Consider the following 20,010-nt stretch of genomic DNA (forward strand, 5'->3'; position numbering starts at 1 on the left):
ATGTGTTAGTTATTAATTGGTTTTTGCAGTAATGGTCACAGTAAGGTCTGAGTTTTTAGGAACGGTTGGGTCGTAACTATCTATTTTAAGGCTCGGTAGACCAGTAGGTGTACCCAAAGGTTTAAAGTTGTAACCTTCGTAAAGACCGTCATCACCAAAAGGAGAGCCAGCTTGTAGTGTAAGGTCGTCTAAAGATGAGTTAAAGGTACCAGAGGTACCGATACTTCCTGAAGCACCATCTCGATTGGTAAATAGTGGGTCTATGTTTTCTTGACTGTTACTTACCGTAATGTTAGAACCTGTTGCAAAGTTGTAGTTTGCTGTTGCATCGTAATTATATGTAAGACAATTTGTAATTTGGAAAGTTCCACTAGAACTGCTCAGGGATACTGTACCGCTTTGAAAATAGTCTGATACAAAGATACAATTGCTAATATTCATTAAATCTGGTGTATTATTACTAATAGAAACACCAAAAAAATAACTAAAAATATTATTGCTTATCAATAAGGTATCCACCATACTAAAAGATAATGAAGAACTATTAATGACATTGTTTGTGAGTAGAATATTTGATGTAGTACTTGTGATACTAATTGAGCCTTCAATAATATTACCTTGTATTAAAAAATTATTTAATGTTCTGTATTGCCCAAGACCTAGAAAACTAGTTATGCGGTTGTCTTGTAAGACAATATTTTCAATTAATGGAAATGTTCCCGAATTATCAAAAGGATCTGTAACAGTCTGAATTTTTAAACCTTTTATTGTGCTATTAGAACAGCCTTCAACTAAGTCTAGCGTGCCAATCTCAGAAACGTAAGAGGCATCACTATGTGAGCGGCCAATGATAGTTAATTCTTTATCTAAGGTAATATTTCCATAACTTGTTGAAGATTGTTGTACATGTATAATATCTCCATCTGTCGCAGCATCAATAGCAGCTTGTAAACCTGTAAAGTCTGCTGCTGTCCCAGCATTATTATTGACTATGTGCGTTGTCTGTGCAAATAATTTAGTAGCAAAAAGTAATAATGCACATAAAATTAAAGGAGTAAGTGTGTTTTTTGTTTTCATAATTAAGTATATATTGGTTAATAACATAGAGGCAAAGTAGTTGAGATATGCTAATCAAAAAATCCCCAATAATGGGGATTTTTGAATTTTCAGTACATGTAATGGTTTCAATATTATGAGTTTAATCCATTATTTTTTGATAAAACGTTGCGTGATAACTCCTAATTGTTCGTCTTCAATTTTAATTATATAGATAGCAGGTTGTAGCGTTTCTACATTCAGCGTGTTTTTCTCACCGTTTAGAATCTTAGATACGACCTTTTTGCCTTGTATATCATAAATTTCGAGTTGGGCTTCCTGAAGATGATGTGTAGAAATATTTAACCAGTTTTGTACAGGATTAGGATAAATCGATAGATTTGGCTTCTCTGACTCGTCTATGGTTAAGCTAGAGTCTACAGTAATAGTAATATCTGCTCTTATTAAAGTTAAATCTGGTAATACAGTATTCGTTATCTCACAATAATAAATTCCATTGTCAGATGTTTGCGCGTTTGTAATGGTATAGCTAGAAGCATTAGCACCAGTAATAGCCACATTATCCTTAAACCATTGGTACTGATTATTCATTGCCTCACCATTTCTATTAAGATCGTTATCGTTAACACTTATAGTAATATTAGATCCAACTGCAGTAGTGATCATTTCTTCTTGGTCATCGGTGTTTTGTGGTGAGTAGTTAAAACTTAAGTAATTACCGTTGGTTACAAACGGTTCTAAATCTCCAAAATCAAAGTTATTGTCCTGAAGGTTTATATTGGCATTTGGTGCATTAAAAGGGATTGGGCCCGAAAAGCTGCTGCCATTACCAAAAAATTCAAAACCTGTCATTTGTACATCAACCAATTCTGTGAGATTAGACAGTGAAGCAGGTAATTGACCTGTAAAATTATTGGCTAAAAAACGTATCTCTCTTAAATTAACGAGATTTCCGAAACTATTTGGTATTTCACCGCTTAGACCAGTACCTTGAATCCAAAATGTCTTTAAGTTAGTAAGGTTGCCGATAGTTGTAGGTATGGTTCCGGTTAGGTTAGTGTCGCCAAGCCCTATGTATAATGCTTCTAGGTTTGTTAGACTTCCTATATCCTCTGGAAGATTTCCATTTGGGTTAAAAGATTGTAATGCCAAACGTGTTACTTTATTGCCTGTTGTGGTAACTCCTTGCCATGTAGAAACAGGCGCTGCGGTATTCCAGTTTTCTGCGTTTGTCCAATTTGGGCCATTAGTAGCATTGTAAAGTGCAATTAGTGCATTTCTTTCGGTTTGACTTACAGCGCCTTTAAGCTCAATTAAATTTCGCCTAATTTCTAAACCAGGAACTAACGGACTAGTGGCAATGCACGTGTAGGCATCTAATTGGCTTTCTTGAATATTGTCTAAACTTAATTGGCTAGTAGTTTGGTCAGTTACTGCGGTAACACTTTGGTCAAACGTACTAAGGGTATGCCATTGATACTGTACGTTAGTCCCCTCTATACTAGACATATTGAATGTGTAATCATCACCAATTATAGCATCTAACACTATTTCTTCGTCTATGGGAGACTGTGGGCTATATAGGAAATTGGTTATGGTTGAATTATTTGAATAGTTAGGCTCAAAATCTAAAAAACTATAATCGTTATTAATGAGCCTTAAAAACTCTAGAGTAGCAATACTGCTAAAGTTTGGAATTATACCACTAAGATTATTATTGTTAAAAACTAAGCTTACAGCACTAGAAAGCTCAGTTAATGTGTTGGGTAAGCTTCCTTGTAAGTTATTATATGCCAAGTTTACATTGGTTACATTGTTGTTGCTTGTTGTAATACCAAACCAGCTAGATAGCGGAATATTTTGATTTAACCAGTTTGTGTTATTGGTCCAGCTGTCTCCATCAGTGGCAGCGTAAAGGTCTATTAAAATATTATAATCGGGACTTAATACTGGATCTTGGCCTATGATAAATTCTCCGGTTAGAAGGCTTAGGCCAGTAACAATACTGTTAGTTATACTGCAAAAATATGTGCCCATCTGCTCTGATTGTATATTGTTTATGGTAATAGATGGTGCAGTTTCACCTTCTATTGGGACATTATTAAAAAACCATTGGTATTGATTATTAGCACTTGTAAGTCCAGAATTTATTACAAGATTGTCGCCAACTTCTATAAAATTTACTTGGTCTTCTGTTACATTGGCTTGCGGTGCATATTGAAAATCATTAATATTTTGATAAGATGTAAATTGGTTTTCAAAATCTTCAAAAGTGAACATATTATTTTGTACCCATAGAAGGGAAAGTGGCAATGAAGTCATATCAGGAATTTCTCCGCTAAAACTATTATCTGCAAGATTCAAAAATTGTAAATTATTAATATTGCTAATGGTACTAGGTAAACTGCCTTCAAGATTATTTCCATTTAAACTCACATTGTTGAGATTGATAAGATTTCCGAATTCACTAGGAATAGATCCGCTAAGGTTATTAAAGAATAAAAATAATTGGGTTAGGTTGGTTAAATTACCAATTTCAGAGGGTATTGTTCCGGTTAGATTACATGCTCTAAAATCCAGATAATTTAGATTGGTTAAGTTAAATATTTCTACAGGTATAGAACCGCCAAGCGGATTATCACCTAAGTGTAGATAGGTAAGTGTATTTAGGTTTCCGAGAGCAGGTGGAATCCCACCAGAAAAATTATTAACTGCAAGTAATAGAACATTGAGCTCTTGCAAATTAGCTATGCCAACAGGTATTGTACCACTAATATTATTGGTGTTTAATTGTAACGAATTTAGATGCGTAAAATCTTCTATTGATGTTGGTAAGGTACCAGTGAGGTTATTCTGACCCAGATTAATTTGGGTTACATGTTCTGTACCACCAATATTATTGGTTGTAATGCCGTGCCATGTAGAAACAGGATTTGTAGTATTCCAATTGGTGTTATTGGTCCAATTAGCTCCATTGGTACTAGTGTATAGATCTATTAACGCATCTCTTTCTACTTGTGGTACATCAGAGACTTCGCTAAATGAAAAGTTGGTTAAGGCGTTTGCATCACTTCGGTGTATCATAATGTAATAAGATTGTCCTGTAAAAACCTGAAAACTGGTTTGTGTTCCAAAAACGCATTCAGATTCTGGCAAATGGGTTAATTCTGCCATGGATGTAGCATTTAGATCGGACGCTGTGTAGGCTATAACAAATGAATTGATTATAGAACCACCAGTTGCACCAACTGTGATACCCGCATTTACAAAAGTGTTTTCTGTAGCTGTAAATTTATAATAAACAGCACTAAAACCGCTGGTATTACAGCCGTTTGGATTGGCGGTATTTACTTCTGCGAGATCTAATCTAATACTAGACTCAATAAAGTTTAACGATGTCAGTTCGGTAGCATTACCAACAGTATCGTTTGTTGGTGCTTGTGTAAAGGATAGTTGCACCGTAATTACTACTATAATAAAAAGTATTTTTTGCTTCATAATGAGAGAGTTTTATATAACATTGTCGTAAACGTACAAAGCATAGTAAGACTAAAAAATCCCCATTATTGGGGATTTTAGTGAAATTAAATGAGATTTTACTGATTGACTAAAACTTATATTTCTTTTCTAGCGCATAGCGCATTAGTTCACCTTTGCCGTGTAGACCTAATATGCGAATCATATTTTTTCGGTGTGTATCTACTGTATGCACACCAATAAATAATTCGTCTGCAATTTCTCGAGAGGTTTTTCCTTGCCCTACAAGTGCTAAAATTTCGATTTGTCGTTTGGTTAGTTTGCCTTTTGTTTTTTTGTTGGTGTTGTTAACGTCGTCTACTTTAATGTTAGCATCAAAGTAAGTGTCGCCGTTGTATACTGAACGGATCGCTCTAAGCACTTCTTCTAAAGGTGAATTTTTAAGTAGATATCCTGAAGCACCAGCATCTAGCATTTGTTTGATTGCATCTTGCTGATCAAACATTGTAAACCCTAAAATTTTGGTGTGAGGAAAAACTTCCTTTATTTGTTTGGTGGCAGAAATCCCGTCTACTTTTGGCATTCTTATATCGGTAATAACAACATTGGGTTGTTTTAATTTTACCAATTTTAGTAGGTCTTCGCCATCATTGGTGGTACCAACTATTTCTATATCATCCTCGTATTCTAAAAGTAATTTTATACCATCAATTAATGATTGGTGGTCTTCTGCTATGGCTAGTCGTATCATAACGGTATATCTATAATTATTGTGGTTCCTTTATCTTTTTCAGACTCGATGGTCATTTTTCCGTCAAGGTGCTCAACACGTTTATCTATACTGTTAATGCCCATGCCTTTATTGGTTTTAGTGACTTGATTTGGGTTAAACCCTTTACCGTTATCTTCTACCATGATATTTATGGCATCATCATGATTGGTTAAATGAATAGTAGCTTCTGAGGCTTCAGCATGTTTTATAACGTTGGTAATAAGCTCTTGTATAATTCTGAATAAGGTTAATTCTAAACTATTTTCTAGTCGATTATCTAGACCGTAATCAATAACGTCTATTTGTATTTTGTTAGAAGCTGAAATTTTCTCAGCCATGTTCTCCACAGCTTTGAGTAAACCTTGCTTAGCAATAACACCAGAGTTTTTAGCATGAGCAACAGAACGTACTTTTTGATAGGCTTCTTCTATGAGCGTGTTTGTTTTTTCAAAAAGTTCTGGTGAGTCTTTATCCTTTAGAGCATTAAAATGTAGCTTAACTGTAGCCATAAGACCTCCTAAATCATCATGTAGGTCATTAGCAATACGTTGTCGTTCTTTTTCTTGACCTTCTATCATGGCATCAACAGCAGTTAATTCTTGCTCTTTTAAAACAGTTGCTAATTTTTGAGATTCTATTTCTTTTGCTTGTTCGGCAAGTATTTGTTTGCGTTTGGTGTTTTTTTGAACAAGTAAAAATGTTATACCGCTAAACAATAATACTCCTAAAGACCCGAATAATAAATTGCGATTTTGAATACGTTTAGCTTCACTTTCAAGGTTTTTTATTTTTAGTTCTTGATTTTCATATTTTGCAATACCCTCGGCAAGCGCTCTTCGGTTAATACTATCTGTTAGGTTAAAGTATTCTTTTTGAGCGTGATAGGCGTTTTTATAATCACCTAATTTGTAGTAAGTATCTGCTAAGCTTTCTTTTAAAATACTTCTGCCACTTAGTACATTTTCCTTAAACTTTATGGAGTCTGCTTTATGAAGATAGAGCAATGCGGCTTGAAAGTTTTTTTTGTTATGGTAAACGGAGCCGAGGTTAAGATACGTTGAGTAATAATTATCTGGATATTGAAATTTCTTGTTATTTTCTATAATATCTATCTTTTTTTGGTAGTAAAACAAGGCTGAATCTGGGTTGTTTAAAACTTCGTTATAAAGCACACCAATATTTGAGAGGATGTTAATAAATAAGGTGCTATCTCTTGGGCTAAAATTGTTTTTCAACGTCTGTTGGTAGTATGCTAAAGCCTTCAAATCATTATCTCTTAGCATATAATAGTTGCCTTTTAAGTACGAAACGACGATTTTGTATTTATTACTTTTAAATTTTTTAGCCTCGGTATCTAATTGTTCTAAATAATCCATTCTGTAGGCTATATCTTCATCATAATTATAAGATTGGGCAAGCCCAGATAGCGCTGCTAAAATGGTTAGAGTATCTTTAGTTTTTTTTCCTTTTTTTAGTGCTTCGTTATGATATTTAAAGCTTAGCGAGTCATTTTGAATAATTCGATAATAGTAAGCCTTAAAATAAGTAAATCTAGCTAATAAATTGGTCTGAAGTTTTTCTTGGGTATCAAGCTCATTGAGATAGTATTTTATAGAATCGATATTTCTGAGCTTACTGTGATAAACTAATCTGAAATAATTTTTGAGTACTGAGTTTTGCTCTCTTTTAATTCTTTCAGAAATGACTTCTTTTGGAGTAATCCTATCAAAATAATAATAAGAAGAATCACTTTGCGAAAGGCAAAGTGATTGTTGTAATAGCATCAGAAAAATTACGAGTGGCTTCAATTACTGCTCTCTTTTGTGCATTGATCTAAAAGGTTCACCTTCTACCTTAGACTTTTTCTTTTTTTCTTGTAGAATATCTATATTATCGCATCCATTTTCTTTAAAATTTTTAAAATTTACAGAAACGTAAATATCTTGTCCTTCTTTTCTAGGTAAATTAGCAACTGTTTTATGCTCAAGAATTAGGTCGTTCTCTCCATAAACTATTTTTCCGTGACCGTTACATACATATTTTAAAGTATCTACATCTTTTTTTATAAAATTTAAATTAGAGCCTTTAGGTATTGGAACACTAAAATGAGCTATGCCAGTAATTGTGTTGTATTTATTTTTACTTGTTATAGCGGCACTATCTTTACAAAATTCAAACATCGGCGGAATCCTTTCATTGAAACTAAAAGGTGTATCTAGATGGCCTTCGATTTCTTGTAGCTCTGCCTCACAACTCTCTTTGTTTTGATCTTGGTTGTTGCTTTTAGATGTTAATTCGTCACAATTAAATTGTAAAATTAATAAGAAAGCTACTAAACTGAATTTAATAAATTTGATATTCATAATTTTGGCATTTTACGGTTAATTTCAATACAAAGATGCAGCGCAGGAAGACACCAAAACATACCCATTAACAGGTATATTTCTGTCAATAAGTTATAAAATAAATATCAAATAATAAGAAAGTCAGGTCGTACGACCCAAAAAACGTGGTTATGTTAATAGAAACTTCACAGCAGCAATCATGCCAATAAACCCAATAAATGCAATAAGAATCCAAACAGTGCCTTTGTAATAGGCTTTATGGATTTTTAAATCTTTACGATATTGGTAAGCTACAGCAATAACAAAAGCTATAAAAAATAATATCCCAAAAATCAGTTGACCTGTAGTAAACATTAGCGTATTTTTATGCAAAAATAATTAAAATTAGAGCGAAATCACTAAAAAAAGACATCCTCTAAACATTATTTACGAAAAAATATTAACCTTGGTTTTTAACTAACATTATGCAAGATAAAATTAATGCCGTAAAAGCATTTCATACCGCTTTTAAAATAGGACACAGAGAAACACCGAAAGCTGATTTAGGAATAGAAAAGAACATGCTGCGCTATAAGCTTATGCGCGAAGAAAACGAAGAATATCTCGAAGCTGCTAATGATAATGATTTGGTAGAAGTTGCAGATGCGCTAGGCGATATGCTTTATATTCTTTGTGGTACAATTATAGAGCATGGACTACAGTATAAGATAGAAGAAGTTTTTGAAGAAATTCAACGTAGTAACATGAGTAAACTAGGTGAGGATGGAGAGCCAATTTATAGAGAAGATGGTAAAGTTCTTAAGGGACCTAATTACTTTAAACCAAATATTAAAGAGATTTTGGAGTCGTAAAAAAAGCAGCCAATCGGCTGCTTTTTTAATTATTTTACTTCGTGTTTCCAATCATGTTTATCTTCCGATAAATTATGTTGAATGCTTGTGAGTGTCTTTTTAAATAGCGCAGCATATGAATCTTCTAACTGTGGAATTTCAAAAATATCCTCAGCATGCTCAAATGCAGAAACAGGACTTATAACTGCCGCAGTACCAGCACCAAATATTTCTTTTAGGCTTCCATTTACAGCGGCTTCTTTAATTTCCTCAACACTTACAGGTCTTACTTCACATTCAATGCCTAAATCCTCAGCAAGTTGTATGACGCTTTTTCTCGTTACACCATCCAAAATTCTGTCACTAGTAGGTGCTGTAATCAATTTATCACCAACTCTAAAGAATATATTCATCGTACCAGCTTCTTCTAAATACTTATGAGTAGAAGCATCAGTCCAAATAATTTGATCAAACCCTTTTTTCTGAGCCAAACCAGTTGGGTAGAATTGAGCAGCATAGTTACCGGCTGCTTTTGCAAATCCTACACCACCATCTGCGGATCTACTATATTTTTCAGCAAACAAAACCCGAACAGGTTTGTTGTAATAAGCCTTTGCTGGCGAACAAATAATCATAAAACGATACGTTGCTGCGGGTGAAGCCGAAATAGCTGGCTCAGTAGCAATGACAAAAGGTCTAACATATAATGAGTTGCCTAATCCTGGTTTTATCCAGTCGCTTTCCATTTTCAATAAGGTTTCTAAACCGTTAAAGAAGTAATTTTCTGGAAATTCAGGTATAGCGAGTCTGGAAGCAGATTTATTTATTCTATGGAAATTTTGATCAGGTCTAAACAAAAATATTTTACCATCTTCATCTTTATAAGCTTTCATACCTTCAAAAACGGCTTGCCCATAATGAAACACACGAGCAGAAGGTTCTATCGTCATTGGTTGGTAAGGCATAATCTTTGGAGTTTGCCATTGACCATCTTCAAAATCGCAAACAAACATGTGATCTGTAAATACACGTCCAAATGTTAAATTATCAAAATCAACACTACTGATTTTAGAATTTTCTGACTTTACTACAACGATTTCGTTAGGGTTAGTTTCTACCATTTAAGAGGTGTTTTAAATTTGTGCAAAAGTACAAAATGATTGTGGTTAATAAAAGGTAATATTATCTTAAAATTCGTAATTTTGTAGTTCTATCGTAATCAATATTAAACAAATTAATAATGAAAAAATTAGTTATAATCTTAGCAATGGGCTTAGCCATTGTGTCTTGTAAAAACAATAAAGAAGTCACTGAAAACAAGGAGGAAGACATAAAAGAAGAGATCGCTTATGCCTCTTTCGGAATGGAAATAAATGATGCAGATGCGTTATCATCAGATCGTATGATGGAACATTATAAAGGCTTAAAAGCAGGTGATACCATCAATGCTAAAATGACAGGAAAAATCAACGAAGTGTGCTCTAAAAAAGGCTGTTGGATGACTTTAGACATGGGTAACGACAAAGAAGTTATGGTACGTTTTAAAGATTACGGTTTCTTTATGCCTTTAAATGCTGAAGGTGAAGTTGTTGTAAACGGAAAAGCCTTTGTTGAAGAAACTTCTGTAGACGAATTAAGACACTACGCAGAAGATGCAGGTAAATCTGAAGAGGAAATTGCTGCCATCACTGACCCTAAATTCGAATACAAGTTCTTAGCTGATGGAGTTCTTCTTAAACAATAAGATTCTTGCTTTTGCAGTAGTGTTGCTCTTATGTTTTAATTGTAAGAATGAAACTGAGCCAAAACCTGCTGAGAAAAAGGAAAAGCCAGAGTTAATTATGTATCAGCCGTCTGAGATGGCAAATCTTATGAATGGTATGTATGCCTATAATTTGCAAATAAAACAGCAGATTATCAACGGTGAAACACCTGTCTCTATGCCTTTAGATCTTATGAAACTCCATTCCGCAGAAATGAGTAATGGTCATGGAAGAACAGCAGTTTGGAATAGTAAGGTAGATGGTTTTATAACCGCCCAGCAAATGGTTGTAGATACCTTGTCTAATATTGAATTAAAGGAGCGTTATAATACAGCTATTAATAATTGTTTGGCGTGTCATAAAACCGAATGTACAGGACCAATTCCAAAGATTAGAAAACTTTTAATTCAGTAATTGAAGCGAAAAATAATAACCACGTCAGATGGTTCTAAAACCATTCAGATAGAAGATTGGAATGAGCAATACCATTCCATTCATGGTGCTATACAAGAAGCAAACCATGTGTTTATAAAACATGGTTTGCTTTTTTATTTTCAATCTTGTAATCCTGAACTTGATTCAGAATCTCACCCAATCAACATTTTAGAAATAGGCTTTGGTACAGGTCTCAATGCCTTTCTAACCTTTTTAAAAGCTGAAGAACTTCAGCAATCCATAAACTATGTTGGAGCTGAAGCCTATCCTGTAAAAAATGAAGAAATCCAACAACTGAATTATGTTGAATTAATTTCTAAACAGCATGAAACTGAATTTGAAAAAATGCATACGATTCCTTGGGAAGAGCAACACAATATAAGTCTAACTTTCAAGCTCGAAAAGCAAGAAAAATTCTTCAAGGATATCACTGATGAAAACAGGTTCGACATCATTTATTTTGATGCCTTTGGTGCACGCGTACAACCAGAACTTTGGACGGAAGACATCTTTAAGATTATGTATAAAGCCTTAAAAGACAATGGTGTTTTGGTTACTTATTCGGCCAAAGGAAGCGTAAGACGTGCTATGCAAGCAGTTGGTTTTACAGTTGAGCGACTTCCTGGTCCACCTGGTAAGAGGGAAATGTTACGAGCGCGTAAGCATTGGATGAAGTAAATTGAGTCAAATGATTTTTTTGAAAAAGAGCTTTTAGCATTCGGCGAAGTGCAACGAGCCAAATGTTTATTAGTAACATTCAGCGAACGCAGAGAGCTAAATGGAACTTAATGTCACTTCGAGTGATTGTGAAGCATGAACAATTGTATCGAGAAGTCTTGTAAACTGAGAATGTTCTCGATAGTTCTACTGAGCTTGTCGAAGTGTAAATTTTATCTGCTCTCGCATCTAAAATTTACTCGAACTGACATTGAGCACACCAAACGTTAAATCCAAATTAAAGTCTCCTTGCAGCCTTAATGCATGTTGTATCTTTGCTTTAAATAAAAAAGCTAAAGAAAAAGAATAAGTAATGACAGTCTTAATAACAGGAGCAACAGGATTAATAGGGCAAGAGATTGTAAAACAATGTCACGCCCAAGACATTTCTGTTCATTTTTTAACAACTTCAAAATCCAAGTTAACTACTCAGACAAACTACAAAGGCTTTTATTGGAATCCTAGTACCAATGAGATAGACCACAACTGTTTTAAAGGTGTATCTGCAATTATCAATTTGGTAGGAGCGAGTATCTCTAAACGATGGACAGACAGCTACAAAAAAGAAATCCTAGAAAGCCGTACTAAAACAGCACAGTTACTGCAAGACTCCATAAAAGCACATAATTACCAGATAGATTACGTGGTTTCTGCAAGTGCCATTGGTATTTACCCAACAAGTTTAACCAACTATTATGAGGAAGATGCCACACAAATCTCTGACACGTTTTTAGGCGACGTGGTAGAGCAGTGGGAAGCGGCTGTAGATGGGTTTAAAACTTTAGGTTGTAAACTTGCAAAAATCCGAATAGGTTTGGTATTAGCCAAAGATGGTGGTGCTTTACCAGAAATTGTAAAACCCATTAAGTTTGGTGCTGGTGCTGCTTTTGGAGATGGCAAACAATGGCAAAGCTGGATACACGTACAAGACCTTGCCAGTATTTTTATGTACGTATTGCAAAACCAATTAGAAGGCATTTACAATGGTGTAGCACCCAATGCCGTAACCAATAAAGAACTCACTAAAGCAGCAGCAAGCGTATTGCAACGTCCTTTAATATTACCAAATATTCCAAAATTTGCAATGAAATTAGCACTTGGTGAAATGCATATTCTCTTATTTGAAAGCCAACGCGTTAGCTCACAAAAAATAGAAAACAAAGGGTTTAATTTTACGTATGCTAATCTCAGACCAGCTTTAGAGGATTTGTTGGTTTGAGATTTAGCTAAAGGAAAACCATCGCTCATATTACTCTTGAATTGAGTAATGTCTAGATAGATTCTAAAACAATAATATATTAATCTAAATACACATTAGTCACCAACCGCTCAACGGTTGGGTGATCATTACCACCAGCAGGTTCAATGGTAATGTTTAGGGATTCGGCATAGTCTATATAGTTCATTGCCATAAGGTTTTGGTCTTTGGTAATCACTCCCATGTTTATCATTTCGCCTTCTACGTCTGCCCACATTTGGTAGTCGTGTTTAGCATCTAATTTTGGTAAGCGCTCTGTGTTAATTACCACAGATTTAGTGCTATGGTTTACGTAGCTTACCACTTTACCATCTGGCATTAAGGTGTTGCCTGTTAATACGTACTGTTCAGTATCAGGATGTGCTATGGTACTAAGGAGCGCAATTTCCTTATCTATTTGGTTGTTGAGGTTGTTGAGCTTATCGTTTAATTCGGTTTTTTCGGTTTCAACCGTTTGTAACAGGTCTTTTATCTCGTTTAACTCGTTATACATCCAAAAGTTTCCAAACATTAATAATGCCGCTATACTGGCTGCAATACCTAAATAATATTTAAGATTAGTGTTACTCTTATTGTTTTTAGTGTCTTTGGCTTCTCTAATATCTTGTATTAATTGGTATTTAATGCCTTTTGGTGGCTCAATGGCATTTTCTAAACCAAGGGTTTCAAAGTCTTTTTCTATAGCATCACAATATGTTTTTAGTTCGGTATCAGATGCTAAAACTTGCTCAATCTGTTCGTACTCTTGCGCATTGAGTTCACCAAGCAGGTATTGCTCTAATAGTCCGTTATCTAATATCGTTTTCTTATCCATCATCACAGCGCATTTAGTATTAGTAAAAGTACACTTAGGGTTTTGGTATAGGCTTTTCGTAATTGCTTTAAAGCTTGGCGCACATAAGATTTAAACGTGCCAAGTGGCACATTCATTTGCTGGTGTGCTTCCTTATGCGTTAAGCCTTTAAAATATACCAGCTCTATAGCTTCTTTATGGTGTTGCTCTAACGTGGTTATAGCACCATTAAGTTCTAAATACTTAGCGTCTATACTAATAGCTTCTTCTTTATTATCATATACACTAAAATCATCGGTTTGGATGAGTGGTTCTACTTTTCTGAGAAAATTTAACGTTTTGTTCCTGGCTATTCTAAATATCCAAGTATAAAAACGGCCTTTGCTAGCATCGTAGCTTTCGGCTTTATCCCAAACGGTCATAAAAGTATCTTGGAGTAAATTTTGGGCTTTGCCTTCGTCGCGTACCATTTTTACAATAACACTGTATATAGCGCCAGCATATTTGTCGTAGAGTAACGATAACGCAAGCTCATCCTTGTCTTTGAGTTGTTGAATAAGAAAGTTATCGTTCTGCATTAATGTTAAAGATTTCCCAAAAATAAAAGCTTGCTCATCCAGTAGTATCAAGCCTGTGTAAATATAAACGAAAGCACTTCAAAAACGAAATAAGTGCAATAGTTTAACCAAAAATTTAAAAAAACATGAAAAAGTTAGTATTTGTTTTAATGACAACTGTAGCCTTAACATTCTCACAAAAGACTATAGCGCAAGAAACCATTGTAGACGCAGCCGTTGGCAATGAGAATTTTTCAACTTTAGTTACAGCTTTAAAAGCAGCAGAATTAGTTGAAGCCTTACAAGGCGATGGTCCTTTCACCGTATTTGCACCAACCAATGATGCTTTTGCAAAAATCGACAAAGAAACTTTAGGCAACTTATTAAAACCAGAAAACAAAGAGACTTTAACTAAGATTTTAACCTACCATGTTGTACCAGGGAAATTAATGGCTAGTGATGTTGTAGCTGCTCTAAAGAAAGGCAACGGGTCAGTGGAGGTAAAGACATTAGCAGGAGAGATCTTAACTGTAATGCAAAAAGATGGGAAAATCTGGTTGAAAGACCAAAATGGTAATTATAGTGAGATTACTGCGACAGATGTAAAAGGTAGCAATGGTGTAATACACGTCATTGATACTGTAGTAATGCCGTAATATGGTTTTAGTGTTAATAGTTAGCGCATTACTACAACGTTATTAATCATTATTTTGGTTGATGATGGTTGATTAATAGCGAGGCAATTTTAGAGATAAGATTGCTATGGAGAAGAAAAGCACTTACGGAAACGTAAGTGCTTTTTGTATGTTATAATAGTTTATATGTCACTTCGAGTGATTGCGAAGGATGAGCAATTGTATCGAGAAGTCTCGTATGTTAAAATTCACTTGAACAGACGTTTCTTAACCTTAAGCCTTATTGGCTACAAGATTTACAGTCAACTCTATGTCATCATTGATAAACTTATCACCTAAGTCATCAAAAAACGATTTAGAACCATACTTTACGTTCCACTTAGAACGGTCAATAGTAAAAGTCTCACTTCTTAAAGTCATCTTGTCACCATCAATAGATGTTTTAACTGGGAAACTAATGTTATTTGTTTCACCTTTCATCGTTAAGTTACCAGATAACATAGTTTTGCCATCTTTCTCTTCTAAACCAGTAACTTCAAACTTTGCAGTCGGAAAACTTTTTGCATCAAAGAAATCAGGGCCAGATAGGTGGCCTTGCAAGTTTGCATTGTCTTCATCATCTTTAGGAATATCCGTTACAGCGATAGTTGCCATGTCTATAATAAAGTTTCCACTTTCTACAGCACCATCGTTTACGGCAACAGTACCTTCTTTTATATTAATTGTTCCTTCGTGCGATCCTGTAGGTTTAAAACCTTTCCACATAATAGTAGAGTTATCAGCATCTGCTCTGTAAGTTACAGCAGTAGCTTCTGCCACAGCAGCTTCTTCAGCGGCTTTTGTTTCTGCTTCTTCAGCTTTGTCTTTACAGCTAGAGAAGGCTACAAATGCTACTAAAGCGGTAATTTTTAAAAATGTTGTTTTCATGTTAGTGTTTTTTAAGAATTTGTTTGTTCAAAAGCAAAGTTAAGGATATAGCTGCTGCTAGTATTATAAAAAAATGTTAATGACATTTTGACATTATTATAATAATGGCAGTACTTTTGCAACCCTAAATCGTAGATTTAAAAATTCAGATTCAAAATAAAACAAACTCACGATGAGTAAAAAAGATAAAAATAAAGAGGTTGAAGAGCCACAAATAGACGATACTGTAACAGCAACTGCAGAACAAGAGCAAAAGGAAGAAAAAACTGCTGAAGAACAATTACAAAACCAACTAGCAGCTGAGAAAGATAAATTTATGCGTTTGTTTGCTGAGTTCGAAAATTACAAGAAAAGAACCAACAAAGAGCGTGTAGAATTATTTAAGACGGCTAGTGAAGGTGTAATGTTATCTATGTTACCAGTTTTAGACGATTTTGAGCGTGCCTTAATGCATATTGAAGAAGATAAAGAAGCCGAAGAGTTGCGCAAAGGCGTACTTTTAATTTATAACAAATTATTAAATACCTTAGAGCAAAAAGGCTTATCTAAAATTGAAGTTAACAAAGGTGACGCCTTCAATGCAGACGATCATGAAGCGGTAACTCAGATACCAGCTCCAAGCGATGATTTAAAAGGTAAAATCATCGATGTTGTAGAGCGTGGTTATAAGCTTGGTGACAAAGTTATTCGATTCCCAAAAGTGGTTATCGGACAGGCTTAGTAGATAAAGTATTAACGGTTCGTCAGTTCGATTAATTTTGAGGGGCGAAAAGTTGTATCGAGAACAATAAAAGACACCCAATTTTTTGGGCAATACACATGAAAGAAGATTATTACGACATATTAGGAGTAAGTAAAGGTGCTTCTGACGCAGAGATAAAAAAGGCCTATCGTAAGATGGCTTTAAAGTATCATCCTGATAAAAATCCAGATGATAAAGAGGCTGAGGAAAAATTTAAGAAAGCAGCCGAAGCTTACGAGGTTTTAAGTAATCCAGACAAAAAAGCACGTTACGACCAATTTGGTCATCAAGCCTTTGAAGGTGGAGGTGGCTTTGGTGGAGGTGGCATGAATATGGATGACATCTTTAGCCAATTTGGTGATATTTTTGGCGGTGCTTTTGGCGGAGGCGGATTTAGTGGCTTCGGTGGAGGCGGTAGACAGCGTGTAGTAAAAGGGAGTAACCTTAGAATACGTGTAAAGCTATCCTTAGAAGAAGTAGCTAATGGTGTTGATAAGAAAATAAAAGTAAAACGAAAAGTTCAGGCGTCTGGTACAACCTATAAAACTTGTGCTACATGTAATGGATCAGGTCAGGTAACCCGAGTTACGAATACCATTTTGGGTAGAATGCAAACAGCCACAACTTGCCAAACTTGTGGTGGCGCAGGTCAGATTATAGATAAAAAACCTTCGGATGCAGATGCTCAAGGCCTAAAAGTATTAGAAGAAACCGTTTCTGTAAAAATACCTGCAGGTGTTGTTGATGGCATGCAACTTAAAGTAACCGGAAAAGGTAACGATGCACCAGGAAATGGCATTGCAGGAGATTTATTGGTGGTAATCTCTGAAGAAGATCATCCAACATTAAAACGTGAAGGTGACAACTTACACTACGACATGTATGTAAGTTTGCCAGATGCGGTTCTAGGTACTTCTAAAGAAATTGACACGGTTACAGGTAAAGTAAGAATTAAGATTGAAGCTGGTGTGCAATCTGGAAAAATATTAAGACTTAGAGGCAAAGGCATACCGAGCATTAATGGCTATGGTAAAGGAGATTTACTAGTACACGTAAATGTTTGGACACCAAAGACTTTAAATAAAAAACAGAAAGAATTCTTCGAAAATATGAGAGATGACGAGCATTTTGAGCCAAAACCAGAAAGCTCAGACAAATCTTTTTTTGAAAAGGTTAAAGATATGTTTTCTTAAAAACCCAGTTGTTTAATAAAAAATACTATCTTTGAACTATCGCTAATGCTAATTAGCGGTAATTTTTCTTTTTCATAGCAATTTTTTCCCATCCTTATCTAACCATAAGGGTGGGTTTTGTTTTTTTACACAAACCTAAACCTAATTTCATTTTTCTTTATGTACAATAACTAAAAATATAGAATAAGTAAAATTCAAATAAAGAAAAACACATTACATTTAATATATTTACAACTTAACCTTTGTATAAAACCGCTACTCATATGAACGATTTATTAGTTGCTGATTCCGTATCTAAAAGCTTCGGAAATTTTAAAGCACTAAATGAAGTCTCAATCGCTGTTCCTAAAGGCAGTATTTTTGGATTGCTTGGCCCTAACGGAGCCGGAAAAACCACTCTAATTCGTATTATTAACCAAATAACAATGCCAGATGAAGGTGAAGTGCAATTAGATGGACAGCCTTTAAAGCCAGAGCACATAAGGGATATTGGTTATCTGCCAGAAGAGCGTGGATTGTACAAATCCATGAAAGTTGGAGAGCAAGCTTTATACTTAGCGCAGTTAAAAGGCATGTCTAAGTCCGAAGCCAAAAACCGCCTAAAATACTGGTTTGATAAGTTAGAAATTGGAGATTGGTGGAACAAAAAAATCCAAGAATTAAGTAAAGGCCAAGCACAAAAAATACAATTTGTAGTTACGGTTTTGCACAGACCAAAGCTTTTGATTTTTGATGAACCTTTTTCAGGATTCGATCCTATAAATGCCAACCTAATAAAAGATGAAATCCTTCAGTTAAGAGACGAAGGAGCAACTGTTATTTTTTCAACACATCGCATGGAATCTGTTGAGGAACTCTGTGATCATATTGCGCTCATTCACAAATCGAATAAAATTTTAGATGGTAAGCTCAACGATATTAAACGTCAGTTTAAAACAAATACTTTCGAAGTCGGTCTACAATCAAACAATAGTGAAGCGGTTATTGCAGATATAAAAAATAAGTTTGAAGTGTTGCCAGCAACCTTTAAGAATTTGAATGACGATATAAAGCTCAATGTTAAAATTGGTGCGTCAACGTCCTCAAACGATTTATTATCATTTTTAGCTTCAAAGGCAGAAGTACATCACTTTGTAGAAGTGATTCCATCAGCAAATGATATTTTTATTCAAACCGTACAAAATAACTAATAATGAATCACTTACTACTTATTATAAAACGCGAATACCTAACCAAGGTAAAAAATAAGTCCTTTATTATTATGACGTTTTTAAGTCCGTTGATTATGATTGCACTTATTGCTGTAGTGGCTTATTTATCGCAATTAAACAACGATAAAAAACGTACCATTACAGTATTGGATGAATCGGGTTTTTTAGAGGACGTTTTTCAGAATACAGAAAATACGACATACAATAGTCTTACGGATTTTAGTTTAGATGATGCAATTACTTTGGTTAAGGAAACTGAGGGTTACGGATTGTTACATGTATCTAAAGTAGATGCTTTGGGAGAGGTTACAGGAAATATTAAATTTTATTCGGAAGAGACACCGTCGTTAACATTAATATCAAGTATAGAAAGTAAGATAGAACGGCATCTGCGCGATATGAAACTTCAGAACGATGGTGTTACACTTGCTCAAATTGAATCGGCCAAAACAAATATAGACATTGCCCAAGAAAGTTTTGATGGACAGAAGAGTTCTAAATTAGATAATATTATAAAACTAGCTTTTGGTGGTGTTGCAGGATATTTATTATTCATGTTCATTATCATTTATGGCAACATGATTATGCGTAGTGTTATTGAAGAAAAAACCAGCAGAATCATTGAGGTTATTATTTCTTCAGTAAAACCAATTCAATTAATGATGGGAAAAATAATTGGAACCTCATTGGCGGGAGTAACGCAGTTTGCTATTTGGGTAATTTTGGGTGGCGTTCTAATGGTTGTAGTTTCGACAATTTTTGGAATAGATGTAGCCCAAGCTTCTTCTCCACAGCAAGAGTTAATGAATCAGGCTATCGAAGCAGAAGGAGCACAAGCAATGGCTGAAAATCTCATTAATGCCATAGGTAATTTACCACTAGTTAATTTAGTCATTGCCTTTATATTCTTTTTTATTGGCGGTTATTTATTATACAGTTCACTTTATGCTGCAATTGGTGCTGCAGTAGATAACGAAACGGACACGCAACAGTTTATGCTACCAATATTAATGCCTTTAATTTTGGCTGTGTATGTTGGTGTATTTACGGTTATTGAAGATCCTCATGGCACAGTGTCAACAGTATTCTCGTTTATTCCTTTTACATCTCCTGTGGTAATGCTAATGCGTATTCCATTTGGTGTACCGCTTTGGCAACAAGGTTTGTCATTGTTGCTACTTGTAAGTACATTTATGTTAGCGGTTTGGTTTGCTGCTAAAATTTACCGTGTCGGTATTTTAATGTACGGCAAAAAACCAACGTATAAAGAACTGTTTAAATGGTTGAAATACTAAAGTA

At 34.7% G+C, this 20,010-nt stretch carries 20 protein-coding genes; 10 read left to right on the forward strand and 10 right to left on the reverse strand.

Features of this window, described 5'->3' with window-relative positions; all coding sequences use genetic code 11:
• Positions 1–12 precede the first annotated feature (12 nt).
• The 6 genes from BWZ20_RS12890 to BWZ20_RS12915 form a co-directional block, all read right to left on the reverse strand.
• Positions 13–1,077 (reverse strand): hypothetical protein, encoded by a 1,065-nt coding sequence (locus BWZ20_RS12890; RefSeq protein WP_076620527.1) that lies wholly within the window; start codon positions 1,075–1,077, stop codon positions 13–15.
• Between the two features lie 129 nt (positions 1,078–1,206).
• Positions 1,207–4,554 carry a T9SS type A sorting domain-containing protein gene (locus BWZ20_RS12895; RefSeq protein ID WP_076620529.1) on the reverse strand — a complete coding sequence of 1,116 codons (3,348 nt, stop codon included), beginning with the start codon at positions 4,552–4,554 and terminating at the stop codon, positions 1,207–1,209.
• A gap of 109 nt (positions 4,555–4,663) precedes the next feature.
• The gene (locus BWZ20_RS12900; RefSeq protein ID WP_076620531.1) at positions 4,664–5,284 is read right to left on the reverse strand and encodes a response regulator transcription factor; all 621 of its coding nucleotides are present in this window, start codon (positions 5,282–5,284) and stop codon (positions 4,664–4,666) included.
• Positions 5,281–7,089 carry a sensor histidine kinase gene (locus tag BWZ20_RS12905; RefSeq protein WP_076620533.1) on the reverse strand — a complete coding sequence of 603 codons (1,809 nt, stop codon included), beginning with the start codon at positions 7,087–7,089 and terminating at the stop codon, positions 5,281–5,283. Before BWZ20_RS12905 ends, BWZ20_RS12900 begins: the two co-directional genes overlap by 4 nt.
• A 24-nt stretch (positions 7,090–7,113) precedes the next feature.
• A complete protein-coding gene (locus tag BWZ20_RS12910) occupies positions 7,114–7,668 on the reverse strand; it encodes a hypothetical protein (protein ID WP_076620534.1) in 555 nt (184 codons plus the stop codon).
• 150 nt (positions 7,669–7,818) lie between these two features.
• Positions 7,819–8,004: a hypothetical protein gene (locus BWZ20_RS12915; protein WP_076620536.1), complete on the reverse strand. Its 186-nt coding sequence runs from the start codon at positions 8,002–8,004 to the stop codon at positions 7,819–7,821.
• A 110-nt stretch (positions 8,005–8,114) separates the two neighbouring features.
• On the opposite strand from BWZ20_RS12915, the gene BWZ20_RS12920 reads away from it, so the two are divergent.
• Complete coding sequence (locus tag BWZ20_RS12920) at positions 8,115–8,501, forward strand: nucleoside triphosphate pyrophosphohydrolase family protein (RefSeq protein WP_076620538.1); 387 nt, start codon at positions 8,115–8,117, stop codon at positions 8,499–8,501.
• 29 nt (positions 8,502–8,530) lie between these two features.
• Here BWZ20_RS12920 and BWZ20_RS12925 read toward each other — a convergent pair whose 3' ends face one another.
• On the reverse strand, positions 8,531–9,601 hold the full coding sequence (locus BWZ20_RS12925; protein ID WP_076620540.1) for a branched-chain amino acid aminotransferase: 1,071 nt from the start codon (positions 9,599–9,601) through the stop codon (positions 8,531–8,533).
• A 119-nt stretch (positions 9,602–9,720) separates the two neighbouring features.
• On the opposite strand from BWZ20_RS12925, the gene BWZ20_RS12930 reads away from it, so the two are divergent.
• The 4 genes from BWZ20_RS12930 to BWZ20_RS12945 all read left to right on the forward strand — a co-directional run bounded on the left by BWZ20_RS12930 (position 9,721) and on the right by BWZ20_RS12945 (position 12,614).
• Positions 9,721–10,224 (forward strand): DUF4920 domain-containing protein, encoded by a 504-nt coding sequence (locus BWZ20_RS12930; protein ID WP_076620541.1) that lies wholly within the window; start codon positions 9,721–9,723, stop codon positions 10,222–10,224.
• Positions 10,202–10,657, forward strand: a complete 456-nt coding sequence (locus BWZ20_RS12935) for a hypothetical protein (RefSeq protein ID WP_076620542.1) — start codon at positions 10,202–10,204, stop codon at positions 10,655–10,657. Before BWZ20_RS12930 ends, BWZ20_RS12935 begins: the two co-directional genes overlap by 23 nt.
• Positions 10,658–11,356, forward strand: a complete 699-nt coding sequence (gene mnmD / locus BWZ20_RS12940; RefSeq protein WP_076620543.1) for a tRNA (5-methylaminomethyl-2-thiouridine)(34)-methyltransferase MnmD — start codon at positions 10,658–10,660, stop codon at positions 11,354–11,356.
• A gap of 352 nt (positions 11,357–11,708) precedes the next feature.
• The gene (locus BWZ20_RS12945; protein ID WP_076620544.1) at positions 11,709–12,614 is read left to right on the forward strand and encodes a TIGR01777 family oxidoreductase; all 906 of its coding nucleotides are present in this window, start codon (positions 11,709–11,711) and stop codon (positions 12,612–12,614) included.
• A 79-nt stretch (positions 12,615–12,693) separates the two neighbouring features.
• Here the strand turns inward: BWZ20_RS12945 and BWZ20_RS12950 are convergent, their stop codons facing one another.
• Both BWZ20_RS12950 and BWZ20_RS12955 read right to left on the reverse strand, forming a co-directional pair.
• Positions 12,694–13,470 carry an anti-sigma factor gene (locus tag BWZ20_RS12950; protein ID WP_083677223.1) on the reverse strand — a complete coding sequence of 259 codons (777 nt, stop codon included), beginning with the start codon at positions 13,468–13,470 and terminating at the stop codon, positions 12,694–12,696.
• Entirely contained in the window at positions 13,470–14,024 is a 555-nt protein-coding gene (locus BWZ20_RS12955) for an RNA polymerase sigma factor (RefSeq protein ID WP_076621359.1), read from the reverse strand. The genes BWZ20_RS12950 and BWZ20_RS12955 overlap by 1 nt, the downstream gene beginning before the upstream one ends.
• 125 nt (positions 14,025–14,149) lie before the next feature.
• Between BWZ20_RS12955 and BWZ20_RS12960 the strand changes: the two genes are divergently transcribed.
• Positions 14,150–14,659: a fasciclin domain-containing protein gene (locus tag BWZ20_RS12960; protein ID WP_076620546.1), complete on the forward strand. Its 510-nt coding sequence runs from the start codon at positions 14,150–14,152 to the stop codon at positions 14,657–14,659.
• A gap of 252 nt (positions 14,660–14,911) precedes the next feature.
• On the opposite strand, the gene BWZ20_RS12965 is transcribed toward BWZ20_RS12960, so the two are convergent.
• Positions 14,912–15,565 (reverse strand): YceI family protein, encoded by a 654-nt coding sequence (locus tag BWZ20_RS12965; protein ID WP_076620547.1) that lies wholly within the window; start codon positions 15,563–15,565, stop codon positions 14,912–14,914.
• A gap of 172 nt (positions 15,566–15,737) precedes the next feature.
• On the opposite strand from BWZ20_RS12965, the gene BWZ20_RS12970 reads away from it, so the two are divergent.
• From BWZ20_RS12970 to BWZ20_RS12985, 4 genes are all read left to right on the forward strand, one after another.
• Complete coding sequence (locus BWZ20_RS12970) at positions 15,738–16,286, forward strand: nucleotide exchange factor GrpE (protein WP_076620548.1); 549 nt, start codon at positions 15,738–15,740, stop codon at positions 16,284–16,286.
• 98 nt (positions 16,287–16,384) lie between these two features.
• On the forward strand, positions 16,385–17,500 hold the full coding sequence (gene dnaJ / locus BWZ20_RS12975; RefSeq protein WP_076620549.1) for a molecular chaperone DnaJ: 1,116 nt from the start codon (positions 16,385–16,387) through the stop codon (positions 17,498–17,500).
• A 263-nt stretch (positions 17,501–17,763) separates the two neighbouring features.
• Positions 17,764–18,690 (forward strand): ABC transporter ATP-binding protein, encoded by a 927-nt coding sequence (locus BWZ20_RS12980; protein WP_076620551.1) that lies wholly within the window; start codon positions 17,764–17,766, stop codon positions 18,688–18,690.
• Positions 18,691–18,692: 2 nt separating this feature from the next.
• Entirely contained in the window at positions 18,693–20,006 is a 1,314-nt protein-coding gene (locus BWZ20_RS12985; protein WP_076620553.1) for an ABC transporter permease, read from the forward strand.
• The last annotated feature ends 4 nt before the right edge of the window (positions 20,007–20,010 follow it).

It is taken from the genome of Winogradskyella sp. J14-2 (assembly GCF_001971725.1).
Lineage (GTDB): Bacteria > Bacteroidota > Bacteroidia > Flavobacteriales > Flavobacteriaceae > Winogradskyella.